This is a genomic window from Bacteroidota bacterium (genome assembly GCA_019637975.1).
Taxonomy (GTDB): Bacteria; Bacteroidota; Ignavibacteria; order UBA10030; family UBA6906; genus CAADGV01.
On record JAHBUR010000014.1, the window covers coordinates 50430 to 70695 of the forward strand.

22 protein-coding genes are annotated in these 20266 nt (G+C 52.1%); 4 read left to right on the plus strand and 18 right to left on the minus strand.

The window, feature by feature from the left end; all coding sequences use genetic code 11:
• Positions 1 to 147: 147 nt before the first annotated feature.
• A complete protein-coding gene (locus KF749_09680) occupies positions 148 to 3162 on the minus strand; it encodes a CHAT domain-containing protein (GenBank protein MBX2991428.1) in 3015 nt (1004 codons plus the stop codon).
• Complete coding sequence (locus KF749_09685) at positions 3159 to 3611, minus strand: hypothetical protein (GenBank protein MBX2991429.1); 453 nt, start codon at positions 3609 to 3611, stop codon at positions 3159 to 3161. The genes KF749_09680 and KF749_09685 overlap by 4 nt, the downstream gene beginning before the upstream one ends.
• 376 nt (positions 3612 to 3987) lie before the next feature.
• Between KF749_09685 and KF749_09690 the strand changes: the two genes are divergently transcribed.
• Both KF749_09690 and KF749_09695 read left to right on the plus strand, forming a co-directional pair.
• On the plus strand, positions 3988 to 4518 hold the full coding sequence (locus KF749_09690) for a sigma-70 family RNA polymerase sigma factor (GenBank protein MBX2991430.1): 531 nt from the start codon (positions 3988 to 3990) through the stop codon (positions 4516 to 4518).
• Positions 4519 to 4566: 48 nt separating this feature from the next.
• Positions 4567 to 5484, plus strand: coding sequence for a hypothetical protein (locus tag KF749_09695; GenBank protein MBX2991431.1), 918 nt, complete (start codon positions 4567 to 4569; stop codon positions 5482 to 5484).
• Between the two features lie 24 nt (positions 5485 to 5508).
• Here KF749_09695 and KF749_09700 read toward each other — a convergent pair whose 3' ends face one another.
• The 16 genes from KF749_09700 to KF749_09775 form a co-directional block, all read right to left on the minus strand.
• Positions 5509 to 6495: a DUF2911 domain-containing protein gene (locus KF749_09700; GenBank protein MBX2991432.1), complete on the minus strand. Its 987-nt coding sequence runs from the start codon at positions 6493 to 6495 to the stop codon at positions 5509 to 5511.
• A gap of 15 nt (positions 6496 to 6510) precedes the next feature.
• A complete protein-coding gene (locus KF749_09705) occupies positions 6511 to 7284 on the minus strand; it encodes a class I SAM-dependent methyltransferase (GenBank protein ID MBX2991433.1) in 774 nt (257 codons plus the stop codon).
• 135 nt (positions 7285 to 7419) lie between these two features.
• Positions 7420 to 8415: a hypothetical protein gene (locus tag KF749_09710; protein ID MBX2991434.1), complete on the minus strand. Its 996-nt coding sequence runs from the start codon at positions 8413 to 8415 to the stop codon at positions 7420 to 7422.
• 71 nt (positions 8416 to 8486) lie between these two features.
• Positions 8487 to 9989 (minus strand): aldehyde dehydrogenase family protein, encoded by a 1503-nt coding sequence (locus KF749_09715; GenBank protein MBX2991435.1) that lies wholly within the window; start codon positions 9987 to 9989, stop codon positions 8487 to 8489.
• Positions 9990 to 10111: 122 nt separating this feature from the next.
• A complete protein-coding gene (locus tag KF749_09720) occupies positions 10112 to 11260 on the minus strand; it encodes a DUF2130 domain-containing protein (GenBank protein ID MBX2991436.1) in 1149 nt (382 codons plus the stop codon).
• A 9-nt stretch (positions 11261 to 11269) separates the two neighbouring features.
• On the minus strand, positions 11270 to 11608 hold the full coding sequence (locus tag KF749_09725) for a type II toxin-antitoxin system PemK/MazF family toxin (protein MBX2991437.1): 339 nt from the start codon (positions 11606 to 11608) through the stop codon (positions 11270 to 11272).
• Positions 11595 to 11858 carry a hypothetical protein gene (locus KF749_09730; GenBank protein MBX2991438.1) on the minus strand — a complete coding sequence of 88 codons (264 nt, stop codon included), beginning with the start codon at positions 11856 to 11858 and terminating at the stop codon, positions 11595 to 11597. Before KF749_09730 ends, KF749_09725 begins: the two co-directional genes overlap by 14 nt.
• A 79-nt stretch (positions 11859 to 11937) precedes the next feature.
• A complete protein-coding gene (locus tag KF749_09735) occupies positions 11938 to 13143 on the minus strand; it encodes a thiolase family protein (GenBank protein ID MBX2991439.1) in 1206 nt (401 codons plus the stop codon).
• Positions 13144 to 13267: 124 nt separating this feature from the next.
• Positions 13268 to 13960, minus strand: coding sequence for a DUF1573 domain-containing protein (locus KF749_09740; GenBank protein ID MBX2991440.1), 693 nt, complete (start codon positions 13958 to 13960; stop codon positions 13268 to 13270).
• Positions 13961 to 14029: 69 nt separating this feature from the next.
• On the minus strand, positions 14030 to 14707 hold the full coding sequence (locus tag KF749_09745) for a 3-hydroxybutyryl-CoA dehydrogenase (GenBank protein MBX2991441.1): 678 nt from the start codon (positions 14705 to 14707) through the stop codon (positions 14030 to 14032).
• 8 nt (positions 14708 to 14715) lie between these two features.
• On the minus strand, positions 14716 to 15573 hold the full coding sequence (locus KF749_09750) for a 3-hydroxybutyryl-CoA dehydrogenase (protein ID MBX2991442.1): 858 nt from the start codon (positions 15571 to 15573) through the stop codon (positions 14716 to 14718).
• Positions 15570 to 16355: an enoyl-CoA hydratase/isomerase family protein gene (locus KF749_09755; protein ID MBX2991443.1), complete on the minus strand. Its 786-nt coding sequence runs from the start codon at positions 16353 to 16355 to the stop codon at positions 15570 to 15572. The genes KF749_09750 and KF749_09755 overlap by 4 nt, the downstream gene beginning before the upstream one ends.
• A 37-nt stretch (positions 16356 to 16392) precedes the next feature.
• Positions 16393 to 16629 (minus strand): DUF4926 domain-containing protein, encoded by a 237-nt coding sequence (locus KF749_09760; protein MBX2991444.1) that lies wholly within the window; start codon positions 16627 to 16629, stop codon positions 16393 to 16395.
• Positions 16626 to 16973, minus strand: a complete 348-nt coding sequence (locus KF749_09765; GenBank protein ID MBX2991445.1) for a hypothetical protein — start codon at positions 16971 to 16973, stop codon at positions 16626 to 16628. Before KF749_09765 ends, KF749_09760 begins: the two co-directional genes overlap by 4 nt.
• The gene (locus KF749_09770) at positions 16974 to 17738 is read right to left on the minus strand and encodes an enoyl-CoA hydratase/isomerase family protein (protein ID MBX2991446.1); all 765 of its coding nucleotides are present in this window, start codon (positions 17736 to 17738) and stop codon (positions 16974 to 16976) included.
• Positions 17739 to 17824: 86 nt separating this feature from the next.
• Positions 17825 to 18370 carry an RNA polymerase sigma-70 factor gene (locus KF749_09775; protein ID MBX2991447.1) on the minus strand — a complete coding sequence of 182 codons (546 nt, stop codon included), beginning with the start codon at positions 18368 to 18370 and terminating at the stop codon, positions 17825 to 17827.
• A gap of 233 nt (positions 18371 to 18603) precedes the next feature.
• On the opposite strand from KF749_09775, the gene KF749_09780 reads away from it, so the two are divergent.
• Both KF749_09780 and KF749_09785 read left to right on the plus strand, forming a co-directional pair.
• Positions 18604 to 18759, plus strand: coding sequence for a hypothetical protein (locus KF749_09780; protein ID MBX2991448.1), 156 nt, complete (start codon positions 18604 to 18606; stop codon positions 18757 to 18759).
• A gap of 589 nt (positions 18760 to 19348) precedes the next feature.
• Entirely contained in the window at positions 19349 to 20167 is an 819-nt protein-coding gene (locus KF749_09785; GenBank protein MBX2991449.1) for a FecR domain-containing protein, read from the plus strand.
• The last annotated feature ends 99 nt before the right edge of the window (positions 20168 to 20266 follow it).

Sequence of the window (20266 nt, forward strand, 5' to 3'; positions counted from 1 at the left end):
GTGAAACGTCTCAACAGGAAAACACGTGCGTTAGAATATCGGTGAAACGTCGTCAAGGGCACAGGGAGACGTCTTCTACTTTGGTTGCTCGCTTGAGACGGGTCGCCGACCCGTTTTTCATTACTTTGGTTGTTCGCTTGAGACGGGTCACCGACCCGTCTCTACGCCCCTGATTCTCCAATCCCCCGTTACCACAAAAGCGCCCCATGTAAAGGGATGCGTCGGGCGGCCGCGGAGGCGGAGTTCGCGGATGCGCTTCAGCGCCACCTGCTGCATCAGTTCAGGGTAGGTTTTGGCTTTGGTGGCGTAGAGGGCTTTCATGAACTGGACGGTTTCCTTGTCCGGCACTTTCCAGAGGGAACTGACTACGGTTTTGGCTCCCGCCATTTGAAATGCACGACGGAGCCCGTACACGCCCTCGCCCTGTTCCACTTTGCCCAGGCCGGTTTCGCACGCGGAGAGGACAACGAGGTCGGTGCCGCGCAAGTCCATCGCGGAGACTTCGAGAGCGGTGAGGATGCCGTCTTCGGTGCCGAGGGAATCCGCGTCTTTGCCGTGCAGGTTGGCGCCTGCAAGGAAAAGGCCGGATTGAAGAAGCGGGTTCTCTTTCAACGTCCCAGATGAGTTTGACGCCTCGGTACACTCGCCGCCCAGAAAATAGCCATGGGTTGCAATGTGGATCACGCGTTTACCAGTTGCATTCTGTTTGAAGTTCTCTTCGCTTGCTTCCGGGCCTACGTACATTCTCTGAAGTGAATTCTCGGACATCAGATTCCAACTGCGAGAAATGGCCAGCACTTCGGCTTCCGAAGCAGGAAGGGGCGATACAGTTATTTGGTTAAGGTGAGAGCAATCGGTTCGGACATTGCGCGTCAAAGATGAAAATGCTGTGCGGTTTTCTTCCGATCTCCGCAGTCCGCCCGTTAAGACACGCTTTCTGGCTGAGGCATGGTAATCAGGATTGCCCATCAAGAGCAATCCGATTGCCGAAGAATCTTCTTCTCGCAGGCGGAGTATCTCCCTCGAACTCGTGAGGTGATGGATTGGATGCTGCTCGATGACATATTGCCCTTCGCGATTCATCAATCCCCCGAATGCTATCAGATTCAGCCCGGCATCAGGGGCGATAAACACTCCCGTTGTGCCTGAAGGTATGTGTTTCAAAACCGGTGTCCAGATACTCTGATAAAGGCTCCGTGCTATTGATGCATAGGTTTTATCGTCAGAAATGTGGACTTGCTTTTTTGTGGAAACCTGAAGAAAGTGTTTGCGGTAATCGGCGATTAGTTGGTCGATGCTGTCTGATGAACCAAGATCAAGCAGGGCAATAGTCCCGTTAGTGTTCAAGATGGCGACGAGGTAGTGATCAAGGGACGCGTGATTCTCTGGATAGAATTTCGAATATCGAAAGTACTCAAGCAAGGTTATCCCGTTCGGCAGCGAGGTAAGGAGGTCTGCATTTGTGACATTGCTTTCCGACTTGACTATGCGAAAATCCCGGCTTTGCAACACCAGTTCGAATTCAAGATCTCTCACGAGCAAGGTTAGTGAGTCCAGGGCAGTACGATACCCCGACGGGGATGCCGGGTTGGGCCCTTGTGAATACAGACTTGAAAGGCGACCCTTCAAAGACAGATAGTTGTCGAGAAGGCTTTGATAATTTGAGACACCGCCCTTCAATCGGGATTGACGCTGAATCATTCCATCAGAAACCCTTCCCTTTACGGAAAGAAGAACGTCGAAGGCATGTCGAAGCGACTCTGCGTCGGCAAGTGAGTCTTTCAGCAAGCTGGAAAAGTAGTTTCCGGCAGACTCTCTTAACGATTGAAAAACGCCAAGCGCCTCGTGTTCCGCCATGACTTCGAAAGCTCCATCGTAGTGCCGACGACGGATATCAAATGCCAAAGCAGCGTCGGCGAGAGCATCGGCTGTATTGCCTCGCAACAGGTGGTAACGGCTACGCGACTCAAGCGCTGTCGCCAAAGTCGGATGAGCGGATCCGTACAGAAGCTCGCGATCACGAACAACCCTGTTCAGCAGAACCTCTGCCTCATCCAGCCGGCTGAGCTGACAATACAGTTCACCGAGCAGCAATCGGGGCAATCCCGCTTCCAAGCCCGTGCCGGTTGTTGATTGATCTTCAAGGACTTCTATTGACTTCAGGTAGCATTGCTCGGCCTCGGTGAGACTGCCTTTTGTTCTGTGAGCCTGTGCGAGAAAGCAGTAGACATCTCCAACAAAGGGGCTGTTTTCCCCGATTTGTTGCGTGAGTTGTGCGATTGATGCTGTGGCGTATTCTATGGCCTGATCAAACTGTCCTTTCAGCAAGTATAGCTTCATAAGTTGTTGGGAACCAGTGTTGATACGATTGAACAGTCCCGACGGACCGTGCAGTATCTGTTCAGCCTCCTCATACCTTCCTTGGGTCATGTAAAGCCGGACAAGATTGCTTCTCGATCCGATAGCTGCTTGCTCATAAAGGCCGTACGCTTTCTCACGAATGACCGCTCCGCGTTTGTACAGTTGCTCTGCCTCCTTGTATCGTCCCAAATTGAAATAAAGGTGAGCAAGCCCATTGAGGCTGTAGCTGATCATCGGGTCGTCGGGGTGCAGCCCTTCTTCCCGTACCTGAAGGCTTCGGGAAAGATACTTCTCAGCTTCATCGAAGCGATACTGGTATCTGTGGGTGAAGCCGACACAGTGGAGAATGCGTCCAAGGTCGGGATGGTTCGGGCCTAACGTCGCTTCGTAAATTCGGAGGCCTTCTGCAAATGCCTCCCCGGCTTCTTCAAGGCGGAAATATCGTGTATGCAGCATGCCAATCCGCTCCAAACTTCTTGCCACATGCGGATGATTACGACCGAGCAGCGCAACTCGTATTTCCATGGTACGATGGATCAACTCTTCGTTGACTCCGTATTCCGGTTGCTCAAACCAAAGGGGTTCACCGACCGGATTGAATATTCTGGCCGTTCCTGTGTCCGTTGTGATGTAGTACCACTCTTTCTCCGATTCGAGAAGTGAATTGACGATGGTGGCCGAATCCTTCGGGTTTGAACGAAAGATCGAATCTGCGCGAAGAACATACTGCTCCCAGATTTGAGCAGGGGATGAAGCGGGTGTAGTTGCCAAGATGAGAAAAAGTAAGAGGCGATTCTTCACGCTGAAGTCTCACGATTGCTGCCGTATGAGAAACATCTCCTCACCGCCATCAACACCGCAACCACATACAACGCGGCAATCGGCGGCACAATGAAGATGCGATGCGGATTGGTGAAGTGCGCGTTGAAGATTGCCGTCGAGATGATGTAAACATCTTGCGAGAAGATGCCGTGGCGTTCTCCAAGGAAATTGATGCCGAGGAAGAATCCCCACACTCCAATCCCCATCATCATCGTTTCAAATCCAATACGAAGTATCCCTGTTGACGGGAGATCAATTTGCCGGATTGCGCGGGCAATCTGAAGGAAGCTCATTCCTCCAATACATGCGATGGCAAGGGATTCGAAGTTCGGCTCACCCAACGGCCCGCCGCCGAACCGCGAAATCTCCCGGAAGTAGAAAGTACCCGGCATAACGAGGGCATCATTGACGAAGAGCTGTCTGATCACAAAAACAAAAACCGTTCCTGCAACAAAGACCTTCGCAGGTGTTCTGTTTACGCATCTGCGTAGCGACAGCCACCGTCGACCGAAGTCGAACAGTGCGACCGGTGACCAAATGGAAACCAAAAGTAGAGTATACGTGTGGGTTTCTGCGAGGAGGATGAGCGCAATACCCGTGAGGCCAATAATGCCGGCCGGGTGCCTGAGCTCGGGGGGTAAGAGCTTGTCTTTCATCTGAATGAGGGTATGTGAAAGAACGTCCTGTTCAAGGTACAATTTCCCACAAGAATCCGCAACAACATTTTGACCCGTGCCGGAAAACTTCGTATGTTCCCTACCAAGCAGTCGATACCAATCCCGTTCATTTGCCTGCAGAGTTCCCGTGACGGATACCGACTTCATTGAAGGTTTTAAACTGCGAAACTCAGCGAGTACGAAAGTTGTTCTCGGCTGGATTGGCGAGGCCGTATCGCGTCTGCATTGGACGGATTCTCTCTCTCGGGAAGATATCGTTTCCCAGGCAAGCATGAACCTCTTCGAGCTTGTTTCCCAGCCGAATCAGCCTCCCATTTCATCACCCAAAGGACTTATACACCATATCGTCAAATGTGTTGCTGTGGATGCCGTGCGGCGCGAGAAACGGAGAAAGGCGATGGAGGAAAAACTGAAACACCTGCCACTCCAAAATCCTGACCCCGCGGAAATCTATTTGTTGAAGGAGAATATGGAGATCTATCTTCGTGCCCGGGCGGCTGCAGACCCGATGTGTCGCGAGTTGTGGGATATGCTGTTTACCGAAAGATCGACATACCGGGAAATTGCAGAAAAGCTCCGTATTTCGGAAGGTACCCTTCGTGTGAGGCTTTTGCGCTGCAAGGACAAGGCAATGGAATGGATTCGGAAAAACACCTGAATTTTGTAACATCCGGCCGATTGAAGCGGCTATATACTTGAGAGGATCATGACGCTCAATGAAGTAAAAGAACTGTTGCCCCTGTATGTTTCAGGTTCGCTTTCGGCGGAGCAGGAAAAGGATGTTCAGCAGGCTTTGGAAGCTCATCCGCAGTTGAAGGAAGAACTTCTATTCTGGCAGGGGATGAAGCAGGCAACGTTGGCGGACGCAGCGTATGCGCAACAACACCCGTCCGCGGAACAAATTGTCCGGTTTGCCGGGGGGACATTGCCCGCGGGTGAGGAATGGTTGCTCGTTGAAAACCACTTGCGGTCATGCGAATCGTGTCGTGATGAGCTTTCGCTCATTCAGGAATCAACCCAAGAAACCCGTACGGTCAGAAAACCTGCAAGTACGCTGAGCCTCTTTTCATTTCTTACAGGAAGAAAATTTCTCCGCCCTGCGTTGGCGTTTTCCCTTCTCGCCGTTGTTATCGCAGTGGGTATCTATCTGAAATCAAATGAATCTCCGCCGCAGCAAGCCGGTGTTCAGCCACAGGCAAAGGAAACTGCTTCCGTTGTCTCGCCGAAGGCAGAGCAGGTAAGGCGTATGGCAATCGCGCTGCCGTATGCAGGAACGCTGCGACATCCATCGGCAACACGGAACGGGGTGCAGGTTTTCGTTATTGAGGATGATGTTGTTCTGGCGGATGTGACTGTTCCCGTCGAGTATTCAGCAATTGCAGAAGGATACAGGGTCGATATCACTCCACCGGCAGGGGAACGAATCAGGATCGAGAAACTGTTCCAACCCTCGAACAAAGAAGACGGAATGCGCAGCCTTCTTGTTACTCTCACGCGGGAACAACTTGCACGGGAAGGGAGCTACGTTGTGCGTGTACGGGAGGTGTTGAAGGAGGGAATAACCGGTATTGATGCTGAAGAATACAGATACGAGTTTGTTGTGAGAAGGGCTCCGCCGCCTTAAAAAGCAGAACCCTTCTTCAAAAGATCACTTCACAACAACATCGGCCGCGTATTCACGATCTCCCCAGCCAAGTTTGAGTATTGCCGTGTTGCTACGGCCGGTGGGTTCAAGCGTAATCGTGAACGGATCAACAGGCTTATCAACATTCTTCATCGTCAGTTCAACGTGGGCATGGTCTTGGGACGGATCGTACGAGGCTTGTCCCGGTCCTTTCCTGTTGACAATCAAATGAAATCCCTTGGCTGCCGGTTTTGAATACAGCGTGTAGGTCCCGGCGGGTACGTTTGCGCCGCCGATCGTAATGTCACCTTCCGTCTCCAGAACGGTTGCCATGTTGGCGCCTGTTCTCCAGATTGAATCAAAAGGAACAACCACGCCCCAAATTTCTCTTCCGCGCATGAATGGCTTGCTGTACTTCACCTTCACCTTCCGGTTCTCGAGGAATACCTCTGTGGAATCCAACGGACTGACAGGGCGAATGTTGTCGGCCTTTTCGAACCGTGTCCACACCATCGTTTTCTCCCACATCATCTTCATGCGCCCGCTGGTGATGCCCGTTGCGTCGAACGCAACGGTGAGTGTCTCGACGGGTGCCGGAAGCTCTTCGACAATCGCGTCGAAGCGCGCATAGTCCTGCGTTGCATCGTACCGGGTTCCCCATTGACCGCGCTGTTTGTTGAGAATGATCTTCCAGCCGGTCGGCGAGGGGAGAGTGAACAATGTGTACGTTCCTCTCATAACAGGAACACCACCGAGCAGCATGTCGTAGTTCGTCTTGAAGTGTGTGGCTTCGTTTGCGCCGGTTCGCCAGACCTGGTGCCAGGGAACAAGCTCGCCCATGATGTTCCGGCCGCGCATGGAGGGGCGACCGTAATTCACGGAGATCATGTTCGTGTCGATCAGGCAGAATACGGAATCTCGGGGGCTGAGCGGCTGTTCCCGGTTTTGCGCTTCAGACAAAGACGGCAGAAGCAACAACATGCCAACCAAAAGCAGGGGAAGTGATTTCATTGGAACATCTCCAAGCTATGAAACTGGTTTGATAAGATAGTCATACCGGGAACGTGACGTGCCCGTGATTTCTTCAGTGGGAAATCCTTCCGCATCAAGTTTGTTTTCCCTGCACATCCGGACAAACACTGCATCGTCGAACCAAATGCCCCGATCTGAAGGGATGAGAACAGGCTCGGTTCCCCGTGCGATGCGGATTCTCTGGAAAAGGTAACGCCGGAGACTGGCGAAAAACTCGACAGGCCCGTCCTGGTTGATGCGTCGCATGAGTCTTTGAACTGCCGGCACATGTTCAGGAACAAGTTTCGATTCATCCACTACCGCAATGTCGCTGAGAAATATCACGGCATTATCCTTGGCGACACGACGGATTTCCGAGAGCGTCTTCATGCATTCTTCTCTCGTCTCCTGAAGGCAGAATGCTCCCGTCATCAGTACTTTGTCGAAATATCCCGAGTCGTACGGAAGGTCGCTGGATGGCCCGCACGTAAAGGAGACATTCTTTGCGTCCTTGAACTTCTGGCGGATACGCTCGACCATTGCAGGGGCAACATCATGGCCGCGGCACTCTGACACCTTATCGTGAATTAATTCGAAGAGGAGTCCCTTGCCCGAACTGATATCGAGCACCTTGTCGCCCGGAGAAAACGGAACCATTCGAAGGACTTTGTTGATACGAAATGCCGTCGATGCGGGCCCGTCGCCGGAAAGCTGATAGTCGTCTTTCAGGTACTTGGCACGCAATTCATATTCTTCAGCGCGTGTTGTTGCCTGCAAAATTCGCGTCACAGAATCTCCCGAAATGTGGAACTTGTCAAATGCATGTCAGCCGTTGTTACGCAACACGGCAGGATTCTCACAACTGAGTCATTGAATCGGCAGGCGTGCTGCAATCCAATGACTCGGTGTGCGAAGGTTGCACCATCACTTGAATTTCACGGAAGCAATCACCTTATCGTATGCTGCTGTGTAGTCGGCGCTTTGAGGTCTGAACCAATCCATGGTGATACGAATGACTTTGTTGTTGTGGACAACGAAATACACTTTACGCATGACGTCGGCTCGTGCAGCCAGGGTCAGCGTTCTTGCAGGCTGCCCGCCGACAGTTGTGCTTCCTGCGGTTGCGTTACGGAATTTTCCTTTGTTCTGATCGAAGACTTTATCGAGCGTCAGTTCTTTTGCATCGAACACATCGAACCGGATTGTGCAATCGAGACGCCTGCCGCGCATCTCGGCCACTTCTTCGAATGTTCCTTTGGAAGGATTCGTTGTGCTGAAATTGTCCGGATAGTCAAATGAGAAAAGCTTTCCATTGAATGTCTCAAACGACTCTGACGGCAATGTCTCATCGCGCCCCGGCTCCGCTTTCTTTGCAGGCTTGAATGAACTGAGCGCTGCTTCGAACACCTGTGCGTAGGCTTCGTACAGTTGGCCGAAACCTGCAAACCGCATGTTATACAGCATCGAGTCTTTTTCCAGGTAAACATGATGTCCGTAGATGATACTGTTCTTGCCGTAGTTGGCGCCGAACTTCACTCTTGTTGCAGAAATATCACCCACCATCACTTGCTCTTCCGGTTGAAGTTGGAAGCCCGCCGTTTTCATTTCAGCGATACTCTTAGCCATATCGCCTTTTGCATCCCCTGTTTTGGTTACGTCAACCGCGATTTCAACGCCGAGTGTGCCCGGCTCATGAGGAACGCGGAATTTCAAATCAGCGCCCGTGACATTGTAGAAACGCGCCCGCCCGACTTCAGCGCTGAGCGAAGGCCAATCTTTCGGGTAACTGATTGACCAGCCCATGCCGGGGTCTCGATATTCCTGCATCTCGCCCACAATTACCGGCTCCATCTTCTTTTCGCCGCAACCGACAAGCAGAATCGCCGTGAGGCCTATCAGAAGCAATGTTGTTGTTTTCATTGTTTTTCCTGTGTTGTTGGATGAGTGTTTTGATTCATTGTCAGGAGATGCACGGAGGTGTCGCATCGGTTTTAGGTTTTTGGAACAGCCGTATCGTACCATGTTTTCTTTTCACGGACTCCCACCTCGTCGATGTAGATGTGTTTTGATTCCATGTACTCCTTCATGCCGTCAATGCCGAATTCACGGCCTATGCCGCTTTGCTTGTAACCGCCGAACGGGGCTCGCTCGTTGAGCAAATGCCACTCGTTGATCCAGACTGTTCCCGCGCGGAGACGTCTCGCTACACTCATGGCCTTCTCCGCATCTTTCGACCAAACTCCTCCGGCGAGTCCGTATATCGAGTCGTTCGCAAGCTGAACAGCCTCATCGATCGTCTTATATCGAATGATGGAAAGAATCGGTCCGAAAATTTCCTCCTGTGCAATTACAGATTTGTTGTTGACGTGATCGAAGATTGTCGGCTCGATGAAAAATCCCTTTTCGCATTCGGGCACAGCAGGTTTGTTCCCGCCGGTGAGAAGTGTTGCGCCTTCGGCCTTCCCTTTCTCAATATACCCCATGACGGTATCGAATTGCTTCTTCGATACGAGCGGCCCCATCAGTGTCGTCGGCAGCATCGGGTCGCCGAGCTGAATGCGTTTCGTTTTCGCAACAAGCTTCGCAACAAATTCATCTGCTATTGAGTTGGGTAGAAGAAGGCGTGTTCCCGCTTCGCAACATTGTCCGGCGTGATAGAAGATAGCGTAGATGGCGCCGTCGATCGCCATCTCCACATCTGCATCGTCGAGAATGATGTTGGCGGATTTGCCGCCGCATTCGAGCGTGACTTTCTTGAGATTCGTTGCGGCAGCCCGCATCACGGCTTGTCCCGTTCTTGTCGAGCCGGTGAACGCAATCTTATCCACCATCGGGTGACTTGCCAACGCCGCGCCTGCTTCGGAGCCGTATCCGGTGACAACATTGATGACGCCTTTCGGAATTCCGACATCCTGAATCAGCCTCATCAATTCCATGACGGTGACGGGCGTTTCTTCGGAAGGCTTGAGAACGACGGTGTTGCCAGCCGCAAGTGCCGGACCCAACTTCCAAATTGCCATCTTGAGCGGAAAATTCCACGGGATGATTGCGGCAACCACGCCAATCGGTTCCCGCAAAAGCAGATTCTTGCTGAACCCCGGCTTCGACACTCCCTCAAGCTCTCCGTCCAAATCCGTCAGCCCCAACTTTGCGAAGCTTGCGAGATTTCGGGCGCTCAGGTAAATGTCTTCGCCTGCCTTGCGGATCGTCGAGCCTGAGTCGAGGACTTCAAGTTCTGTCAGCAGCTTCTTGTTCTCGTTGATTTTGTCGGAGATGGCCTTGAGGTAGCCCGACCGTTCCTCGCGTGACATGCGGGGCCACGGGCCGTTGTCGAACGCGTTGCGTGCAGTGGCAACGGCTTTCTCGACATCGGCGGCTCCGCCGCGGGCAAACGAGGCGATTGTTGCCTGATTGAACGGGTTAATGCCCGAAAAAGTTTGCTTGTCCGATGCGTCAATGAACTCGTTGTCGATATACAGCCCGTACTCTCGCAACGGTGAGGCTCCTTCTATTGGAAATTGGTTGATAGGAAAGGTGAATCTTGTGAGTCAAGATAGCAAAAAGGGGGGATTTCCTCAAACAATCGGAGTTATACAGTGAATCAGCTCGGAAGGGCTTACTGTTCGTCTTCAAACAAATCAAGATTTGCCGAAGGGAGTTCGAGCTTCGATATCGGTTGCAGCGCCGAGCCGATGATGCCCTGCAAGTCGCCGTACAAGCCGGCCATGCTTTTGACCCCGCGCTGAAGTTGCTGTTCGCGCTTCGCCCAGAGTTTTTCCATTGCCCGCTTCTCGGATTCGAGATCTTCCGTGAGCGAGGCGTACGATTCGACGATGGCTTCGATGCGCTGGCGGAACTCCTGCCCCGAAAGATAATTGTACACGAGTTCCATTTTTTCGCCTTTGCCTGCGATGGAAGCCCGTGTCCGGGCGACCTCCACCAGGCCGGTTCGCAAAGCGAGCGCGAGTCCCTCAACTGCGGCAAAGTCCGACACCCACACGCCTTCGATGTTGCCGACGTGTTTGATTTCTTTCGGAAGAACGGTCGAGACGATGACGGCAACGGTTGCCTTCAAGTCACGCTGGTCGTCTTTCAACTTCTGAATCCAGCCGTCGCTCCAGTTCTTTGTTCGCTTTGACTCCCACAAAATGATGCCGCAGAAATTTCCGAGCTGTGTCCTGACTTTCTGGATAACGTCGGCGCCGCGTACGCCTTTGGGAACAGGCAGTATCTCATCCGTCCGGAACGTGTTGCGCAACAGGTTTTCGAGTTCAATCTCGAGTACCTCACCCTGCGCTTGCTGCGAACCCTGCTCGACACGACGCTTCATCTCCTCAAGTTGCGTCATCAAATCGTGCATCTTCTTGTCTTTGTCCGCGTCCCGAAGACGATACTCGTCGGCGAGCTTTGCTGCAACTTCGTTCCAGGCCTTCTTCCGTTCTTCCTCAAGCTTTCGCTCGAGTTCAAGCTGAAGATTCTTTTCCCGTTCTTCCACCTCCCGTTGCCGCTTGCGCAGCATCAGCTCGTTTTCCCTCGCTTCGCGCAGCAGCTTTTCCTTCTCTTCATTTTGAGATTGAAGATCTTTCAAGTCCGTGGCAAGGCGTTGTTCAACTTCCTGCCGGACTTTGGTTGCGACGGCATTCCGCTCGGCAAAGATGCGTTTCTCGTATTCAGCGCGGAGCTTCTCTTCGACTTGATGAGAGAACGCTTCCGTCGGTTCAAAAACGTGCCCGCATTTCGGGCAGGTGATGGTTTGAGGTGTCATGAGTAGGGATTATTCAAACAACTTCTTCAGTCTTAAGCTCACTTGTCCGGCGAGAATAGGGGGTAGAATTCCAATTTCACTTCTGATAATTCGGGTTGGGATTGTTGCCAGGCGATGCAGTCGAATTGCAGAAGGAACCCGCAGTCCGGTTGCCTCAAATCCTTCAAGGCTGGGCTCCACAATAACATCGCTGTCGAGAATCTCCTCCGGCAGCTTGCTAGTGATGAATCCAACTATGACGTGCCGGAAACTTCCAATCGGATTGGTCAGGCAGACGGCAGGACGTACTTTGACTGCTGAGAAGTCCTCAAAAGGGAACGGAACAAGGACGACCTTATTCTTTGTCATGGAATGGCTTCCCGTCTGTGGGTTCGTAGATGTCCTCGGCCGGATCATGCAGAAAATCCAGCGCCGGATTTCGGGAAAGCGCTTTCAGCCATTCGGCTTCTTCGATTTCATCATAGTCTTGAACAAGAATCAAGACCCGTACTCGAGTCGGACCCTGGATACCGACAGGCTCATCCAGATGAAGCTGTTGTTGGCTGTCAATGTGTCCAGCAAGCTCTACGGCTTTCAGGGATTTTACTGTGTTTTCCATAATGTTCCTCTTGCGATTGTCCAGATACAATCTAAGGCTGAAAGCGCATTGTTTCAACCACTGTGTAAACGTGTTAAGGCTAGATTTTCTCCACCACCGCCGCCACCCCCTGCCCCACCCCGATGCACATCGTTGCCAATCCGTAGCGGGCGTTGCGGCGTTGCATTTCGTGAAGCAATGTTGTCATGATTCTTGCGCCGCTGCAACCGAGCGGGTGGCCGAGGGCGATTGCTCCGCCGTTGGGATTCAGCTTCTCCATCGGAATCTGTAAATCTCGAATAACGGCAATTGATTGAGCAGCAAAGGCTTCGTTCAGTTCAATCACATCCATGTCAGCAATTGTGAGTCCGGCCTTCTTCAGCGCCATTTGTGTTGCAGGCACGGGGCCTATTCCCATATATCGTGGATCAACTCCGGCAATCCCGGTTGAGAGAATACGCGCCATCGGTTTGAAGCCGAGTTGCTTGGCCTTCTCTTCACTCGTCACAATTACTCCCGCGGCGCCATCGTTGAGCGAAGAGGAGTTGCCGGGTGTTACGCTTCCTCCTTTTCGGAATACTGCCGGAAGTTTCGCCAGCTTCTCGAGTGTCGTATCTGCCCGCGGGCCTTCATCCTGCGAGACAACAACCGGTTCGGCTTTCTTCGACGGCAATTCAACCGGAATCAGTTCGTCTCGAAAGCGTCCAGCCTTCTGCGCCTCAATCGACTTCTGATGACTGCGTAATGCAAACTCATCCTGTTCTTCTCTCAGAATCTTGTACTTCTCCGCGACATTCTCGGCCGTTTCACCCATCGACTCAAGAGGAAACATCTTTTCCATTTTCGGATTCGGATATCGCCAGCCGAGCGCCGTATCGAATGCCGTGATGTTGCCGAACGAACCGGACTGATTCTTTGCAACAGAGTAGGGGGCACGGCTCATGCTTTCGACTCCCCCTGCAAGAATGATGTCGGCATCATTGCTCCAGATTGCCCGAGCCGCCTGAATGATTGCATCGAGGCTCGATCCGCACAATCTGTTGATGGTATTTGCAGGAACGCTGTGAGGCAATCCGGCCAGCAGCGCGCTCATGCGACCGACATTGCGATTATCCTCGCCTGCCTGATTTGCGCATCCCCACAGTACATCATCGATGAGCGTCGGATCAATTCCCGCCTTCCCGACAAGTGACTTGATAACGAGCGCCCCCAAATCATCGGGACGGGCGTCGCGCAGAACGCCTCCGTATTTCCCGATCGGCGTTCTGAGGGCTGAGACTATAACGGCGTTTCGTGATCGTTGCATAGGTTGTGACGTGATTGATGGAATTGAAGTGCGGGTAATATAAAGGTTTGATGAGAGACTTGAAACCTCCTCCCCAAAAACAAAAAAGGCGACTCAAGGTCGCCCAAGTTAAGCGTCACTACATCTACTGAAACTTAAATTCCCTTACCGATCCGAAAATTCTCACAAAAACATCGGGTTCGTTCTGGCTCGACGTTTTGATGGACACCCCGTCATTCAACACGGAAACGGCTTTGTCGGATTTCAATTCTGCCGTGAGTTCAACGGATTGTCCCGGCTTGACCGGACTGGTCGGAAGGGTCAACTTGAATCCCGCCAGGTTGCACGTGTAGTTCGTGAGTGTAATCGGGATGTTGCTGTTGTTCGTAAGGGAGATTTTTGCAACACTCGGGCGCCCCACTTCGGCATCCCGAAACCAGAATTGCTGGGGAGAGATGACGATTTCCTGGATGACATTGGACGAAAACTCGACGACGACAGGCGAGTTGGTGGCGTTCGAATTGATGGTGACGTTCTTTGTCACTTTGCCTGAGAAGTTCGTCGAATTGAACGTGATAAGAACTTCACCGGTTTTGCCCGGAGCGATGGAGTTGTTCGACACAACTGTTCCGGTGCATCCGCAAGAGACATCAACTCTGCCGAGTTCAAGTGTCTGATTCCCGGTGTTTTTTACCACGACTTTGTGGTCGACTTTCTTGCCGCGGTACACATCACCGAAATCGAATTTTGTTCCGCCAACAACTTCCATTTTGGGTTGAGCGTACACCGACATGGCGGCAATTGACAAGCAAGTTGCTAAAACGAGTCGTCGTTTCATTTCCTCTCTCCTGAAGATCGTTTTTTTACGCAGAGTAAGATAGGGAAAATCATTTCACAATCAAATTCTTCACGTCATACCTTGAAAAGAAGCCCTCTTCAACACCGGAGCTGCACGGTACCGCTCATCACCAAAATGGCGATGCAATGCTGCAACCACGGCATGAACCTGCCGCCAGCCGATCTGCATACCCCAATGAACAGGGCCGTCGGGATAGTTGGTTCCCAATCTCATAGCCGTATCGATGTCGTCTCTGTCGGCAACTCCTTCGCCCAACGCAAAGCAGGCTTCGTTGATGAGGGAGCATAGGATGCGGGGAAGAACAAGCCCGACCGAATCGTGAACGAACGAGGTTAGCTTTCCGAGAGATTCAGCAAACGCTTGAGTAGCGGCCTTGACAGCATCCGTCGTGAAGGGCGATGGAGCAAACTCCAGCAACGATCCGTGAAGCAGAGTCGGCAATGCCCCAAAACCGATAAGCCGCGCGGGATGTTGTATCCAGGTATTCTGCTCTGCAACCGTAACAGTAACAGAGGATGAAAGAATCGGAATGTTTTTGTGCAGACTCTTGTCAAGCCGGCGGAGATTCTTCTGCTTGTCTTCGATTGAGATGTTCGTCAGTTCCAGTGCGAGTGTGGTTGTCTTTGAAGGAGTCGTAGTACACCTGTATCCCTTGCTCGATGCAAGGGCAGTGTATTCCTTGACTAGCGCTTCATCACCGACTATGCAAATTGTCTTCAAAGCCATACCGGAAGTCAATACTGATAAAATCCTTTTTTCGTTTTGCGCCCGAGCGTTCCGGCTTCGACCATTTGCCGCTGGATCGGGTGGGGCCGGAATCTCGGCTCGTGGAAAAATTGTTCGTACACCGAGTTTGTGACGGCATAATTCACGTCAATCCCGATCAAATCCATCAACTCAAACGGCCCCATTTTGAAGCCGCCTTCAAGTTTTACGATTCTATCGATCTCTTCAACGGAGGCAACACCTTCTCCCAGTAATCGCAACGCTTCACCGTAGAACGGCCGGGCAACTCTGTTTACGATGAACCCCGGCGTGTCTTTGCATACGACGGGAGTCTTTCCCATCCTGCGCGCAAGGTCAACCGTGGCGGCAACTGTTTCGTCGGAGGTTTGCCCTCCGCGCACAACTTCCACAAGCTTCATCAGCGGCGGAGGATTGAAGAAGTGCATGCCGATGACATTCGCCTGTCGTTGGACTGTTGATGCGATGGATGTAACAGAAAGGGAAGAAGTATTGGTCCCGAGAATTGCTTCCCGTTGAAGCATAGCGTCAAGCCTCTCGAAGATGTCCCTTTTGATTGCAAGGTTCTCCAGCGCCGCTTCAACAACGAAGTCGGCGGGTTCAAGTGTCGAGAACGTCCCGCTGGCTGTGATGCGGGAAAACGCGGTGGTTGCTTCGACAGCCGTAATGCGATTCTTCTCGACAGCACGGTTGAGATTGTGCTTGATGCGATCGAGTCCGGCATCGAGCGCCTTGTGTGACACATCATGCAACACGACGGCAAACTCTGCAAGCGCGGCAACTTCGGCGATGCCGCTTCCCATTGTTCCGGCTCCGATAACGCCGATGGTTTTTATTACGGACTTCATTTCCCTTTGAACTCCGCTTTCCGTTTCTCGACGAACGCCCTGACACCTTCTTTGGCATCCTCCGTTTGCGAAGCAATTTCCTGGATGTATGCCTCATAGTCGAGCAACGAATCAAGGTCGCATTGAAGCGCCTTGTTGAACGCTCGTTTCATCAGGCCGATTGCCCGTGTGGGGGCCTTGGCGAAAGCGGAGGCAAGTTCCATCGTTGCGGCCTCAAGCTCGGCCGGCTTCACGACGCGGTTCACGAGTCCGGCCTGCAGGCATTCATCAGCAGGGATTTTTCTTCCCGTTGCGGCATACTCGAACGCCCGCGTCATCCCGGCAAGCCGCGGCAAAAACCAATGCGCGCCATTATCCGGCACCAGCCCGATGTTGACGAATGCCTGCAACATGTACGCTTCGCTTGACATGATGCGCATATCGCAGGCGAGCGCAACACTGCATCCCGCGCCCGCTGCCACGCCGTTGATCATCGCGACAACAGGTTTTTCAATTCCTCTTATCTTGCGGATAAGGGGATTGTACGATTTCTCCAGCGATTCTTTCAGCGAATGTTTTGAGCCTTGATGCTCTTTCAAATCCTGCCCTGAACAGAATGCTTTTTCTCCCGCCCCGCGAAGAACGATACAGCGAACGGAGGCATCCTTTTCCGCCTCCTTGAACGCGTCGTTCATCTCCTTCTTCATCTGTTCATTGAAGGCGTTGTAGTTTTCCGGGCGGTTCATCGTGATGGTGAGAACGCCGCCGGTGTTGTGGTAGAGAAGAGTTTGGAAATCGGGCATGGGATATATGTAGGGAAAAATAGAAAAGAATGAGTCGCTAAGCAGCTTCGGCCTTGACGGTTCTTACATGGAGAATTTCCTCTTCTTCCAATGTCCGTATCTCCTCACGTTCCAGTGTAAGGACGGCAATAGTATCTCCGCCAGTCTTGATGAATTCTACTTCGAATGCCGTGGAGTCGGGGTAGCAATGAACAATAGTACCGACATCATCTGCTTTGAGCCCGTATGTATCAATGTCGCGAGTCAAAGCAACCATATTATGTTCCCGAATCATTTCTTCCTCCTCATTGGATATGCTGTAACCAAGCGAACAACATTGCTGCCACGGTTTCGAATCCACACTGTTCGAATATAGCTTGTTTGGCCGGCAGGAGTTGCGATCGCGCCGTCAATCACATACTTGGTTCCAAACTTGCTTTCTTGTTCTTGAACAATCTCGCCAAATCGTGCCAGACTTACAAGCTGATCCCGAAGCGATGCCTGGTTGTCTATCGTGTAGCCAATCGCCTTGAAGAGCCTAGCTTTCGCGCTCCCGGAAGAATGGGTTTCAGACAATAAATATGCGGAGAGCTTTTCACGTTCCACAACGACCCGGGTCGTATCATCAAATCCTTTCAACTACCGCCCTCTCCACTCTGGCTTTCGCTTTTCCGCAAACGCCTTCATCCCTTCTTTCTGATCATCCGAAGCGAAGAGCAGATAGAAATTCTTCCGCTCGAATTCGAGTCCGCCTTCGATGGTTGTGTCGAATGATTTGAGCACTGCTTCCTTTGCCAGCTTCACGGCGACTGGCGGCTTTGAGGCGATCTCTTTTGCCCACGATTTCGCTTCCTCAAGATAGTATTCCACCGGCACGACTTTGTTGATGAGTCCCCAGCGCAATGCTTCATCGGCAGAAATCATTCTTCCTGTGAGAACCATTTCCATTGATTTTACTTTGCCGACCGCGCGGGTGAGGCGCTGTGTGCCGCCCGCACCCGGCATCACGCCGATGTTGATTTCGGGCTGGCCGAATTTCGCCGTTTCGCTGGCGATCACCATGTCGCAGCTCATGACCAGCTCGCATCCGCCGCCGAGCGCAAAGCCGCTGACGGCTGCGATGAGCGGCTTCTTCAGTTTTCGAATTCTATCCCACCGTGCAAACTGATCCCGCGTCAGCATGTCAATTGCCGATGCGTCAGCCATCTCTTTGATATCGGCTCCCGCGGCAAATGCCTTTTCATTGCCGGTGAGGATGATGCAGCGAACGTCGTCATCTTTGTCCAGTCCTTCAAGAGCATCAACCAGCTCCGTCATCAATTGAATGTTGAGAGCGTTCAGTACTTCGGGACGATTGAGTTGAGCGATGGCGTAGCCATCTTGTTTTGTGATGTTGACGAACATCGGAGTCCTTTCAGGCTTCTGCATTGCGGGAATCAAGAGTTTGTGAAGCAAGATACGCAGGTGAGGGGAAAGTCACAACCGGAGTTTCAGACATACTTGTGCAGATGTTTTCGCAAGATCTTCTGTGCCCGTGTGATCTGGTTCTCGACAGTCTTGACGCTGATATTCAACGCGGCGCCGATTTCCGTGTTGGACAATCCTTCAATTCTACTCAAAAGAAAAACCTCACGGCACTTCACCGGCAGTTTTGTTTGGATCACTTCTGCAATCTTCTCTTGAAGCATATTGGAATGTGAAGCAGTTTCAGGATTGTCTTGAAGAGAAGGAGCGGCAGGAGGGATGTTCGTCTCCAATCGTGATCGTACCTCACGGTGCTTTGCATGGTCACGCACGAGATTCCCGCTGATGCGGAACAGGTATGCGATAAAGGAGAGATCGGGCTTCAGCGACGTCCGATGATTCCAGACGCGGAGAAATGTTTCCTGCACTATGTCGTGGGCCGTATCAGGATCACGAATGCTTGCAAGCGCATAACGAAAGAGGATTGGCTGGTATTTCTCGAAGAGAAGCCGGAATGCCTCCATGTCGGAATTTCTCAAGCGCTCAAGAAGGGGTTTGTCGTCTTCGTGCATGGTTCCGCGGGAGAGTTGCAATACAGTAGAAAGTAGGGACAGTGTGCGAGAGGTGCAATGCCGTCCGGGAAGATAAATTTTCAAAGACGTTTGGGGGATAGGCAGGACTTGGTCGTTTACATTGCAGAGTTGCCACATCGGAGACATGATGCGTATGAAAAATCTGATATTTGTTATGTTTTGTTTTCTTCTCCCGCTCATTTCTTCGTGCGAGGATGCTGGCACATCGAGTGATGAACGACCACTACTCGCATACAACTACACCGCCTTTGACACACTGGCCTGCACATTGGTTCATGGTCGCGGGGACAGCGTATCGCGGCAGTTGGGCGCAGATTGGTTTTCCGGGTGTGATGGCGGAGGGGCCGTTCTCTGCTTTCAAGAAATAATCATGTTGGGAGTTTGGTAAATGAAATTCCGCAGTTGCATATTTTTCGCCCCGGTCGTTTTGATGCCGGTTCTCTATTTCGGCTGTGATGAGTCCCTTCCTCCCGAAACAGGCTCGGTTTCTGTGACACAAATTCCAGGCTGTCGACCTTCCGTCTGGAACAGGAACCTTCTTTTGGAGGATTCTTGCTTCTCGTACACATTTGACGATGTTCTCAGCGTGGATTTCTGCGCGGCGGCAAACTGCTGTCCGGACAGTAATCGTTTTTTAACTGATCAACAAATTCGAAACGACTCGATCATAGTGACCATTGCCGACACTGCAGCTAATCTCTGCCGATGTGTGTGTACCTATGTGCTTCATGCGGAATGTCTCAAGTTGCCGGGCAATAGGTACATCTTTCTGGTGTACAAACAGGACTCTTACGACAGAATACTTCTGTATTCTGTTCCAGTCTACAGAAGCCAACTCCAACGTAGATGAGGAAAATGAGTATGCTCTCATTTCACCGGCGTATACGCTCCTTCGTGATCCGCAGACACAGAGAAACCGCCTCAGACGTAGAGACGATCGTCGAGAAAAATATTCGCTTGCTTCAAGACATAGACACGAACACTCATGCACAGTGGCTTCGTCTGCAGCGTGCGCTTGAGCAGCAAGCGACTGACTCCAGGCGTGCACAAGCGCGATTGATTCCGCGGCTCGCGTACGGGACTGCGATTCTTGTCGCGGCAATCATCGGCGGCTACTTCTACTTCACCCCCGGCTCGTCTTCACGCGATACGTTCATCACAGAACGCGGGCAACAGACGCGGCTGATTCTCCAAGACAGTTCGGAGGTGACGCTCAACTACGCGACCGAGCTTGTTGTGCAGAAGCTAAAGCCGGACAAGCCGCGGCTGCTTTCGCTGAAAGGCGAGGCATACTTCCGCGTCCGCCACAATGAAACGCCATTCATCGTCTCGACTGATGTTGCCGAGGTTCAAGTAGTCGGAACGGAATTCAATCTCCGCTCCCGCGACGGATTGCTGGAAGTTGCCGTGACGAAGGGCATCGTGAGGGTGACGGCATCAAGAGACGGCAGAGACAGTTCGTTGACACTTACGCAAAACGAAATGGCAGTTGTTGCGCAAAACGATTTCCCCGGGAGGAGGGGCATCATTCCGTCGCCGGAGTATCCCGGCTGGATGGAAGGGGAGTTGTTTTTCAATCGTACGGCATTTGAAGCTGCCTGCCGTGAGATTGAAATGCGGTTTGATGTTACGATCAAGTTTGAAGATGGGAATGTGAAGCAGGAAGCGGTGACAGGAGTGCTTCACGCCGGGAATGCGGATTCGGCACTAACTGCGCTGTGCGGACTCACGGGAAGAAGATTCAAACACAACGGGAACGAATACTTCATCTATTAGTCGTGAAAGGAATTCCGGCACATATTCTCTTTCTTTGCGCACTGTGCGTACTCTGCAGTGAATCAATCACTGCTCAGACCAGCGAGACGACCCGCACTT

Coding starts and splice junctions, on each gene's coding strand:
- KF749_09720 (MBX2991436.1), bottom strand. CDS start 11,260: ATGACACCTCAAACCATCACCTGCCCGAAATGCGGGCACGTTTTTGAA.
- KF749_09710 (MBX2991434.1), bottom strand. CDS start 8,415: ATGAAAACAACAACATTGCTTCTGATAGGCCTCACGGCGATTCTGCTT.
- KF749_09750 (MBX2991442.1), bottom strand. CDS start 15,573: ATGAAGTCCGTAATAAAAACCATCGGCGTTATCGGAGCCGGAACAATG.
- KF749_09735 (MBX2991439.1), bottom strand. CDS start 13,143: ATGCAACGATCACGAAACGCCGTTATAGTCTCAGCCCTCAGAACGCCG.
- KF749_09780 (MBX2991448.1), top strand. CDS start 18,604: ATGAACGACCACTACTCGCATACAACTACACCGCCTTTGACACACTGG.
- KF749_09755 (MBX2991443.1), bottom strand. CDS start 16,355: ATGCCCGATTTCCAAACTCTTCTCTACCACAACACCGGCGGCGTTCTC.
- KF749_09725 (MBX2991437.1), bottom strand. CDS start 11,608: ATGACAAAGAATAAGGTCGTCCTTGTTCCGTTCCCTTTTGAGGACTTC.
- KF749_09740 (MBX2991440.1), bottom strand. CDS start 13,960: ATGAAACGACGACTCGTTTTAGCAACTTGCTTGTCAATTGCCGCCATG.
- KF749_09760 (MBX2991444.1), bottom strand. CDS start 16,629: ATGATTCGGGAACATAATATGGTTGCTTTGACTCGCGACATTGATACA.
- KF749_09700 (MBX2991432.1), bottom strand. CDS start 6,495: ATGAAATCACTTCCCCTGCTTTTGGTTGGCATGTTGTTGCTTCTGCCG.
- KF749_09695 (MBX2991431.1), top strand. CDS start 4,567: ATGACGCTCAATGAAGTAAAAGAACTGTTGCCCCTGTATGTTTCAGGT.
- KF749_09770 (MBX2991446.1), bottom strand. CDS start 17,738: ATGTTCGTCAACATCACAAAACAAGATGGCTACGCCATCGCTCAACTC.
- KF749_09775 (MBX2991447.1), bottom strand. CDS start 18,370: ATGCACGAAGACGACAAACCCCTTCTTGAGCGCTTGAGAAATTCCGAC.
- KF749_09745 (MBX2991441.1), bottom strand. CDS start 14,707: ATGGCTTTGAAGACAATTTGCATAGTCGGTGATGAAGCGCTAGTCAAG.
- KF749_09730 (MBX2991438.1), bottom strand. CDS start 11,858: ATGGAAAACACAGTAAAATCCCTGAAAGCCGTAGAGCTTGCTGGACAC.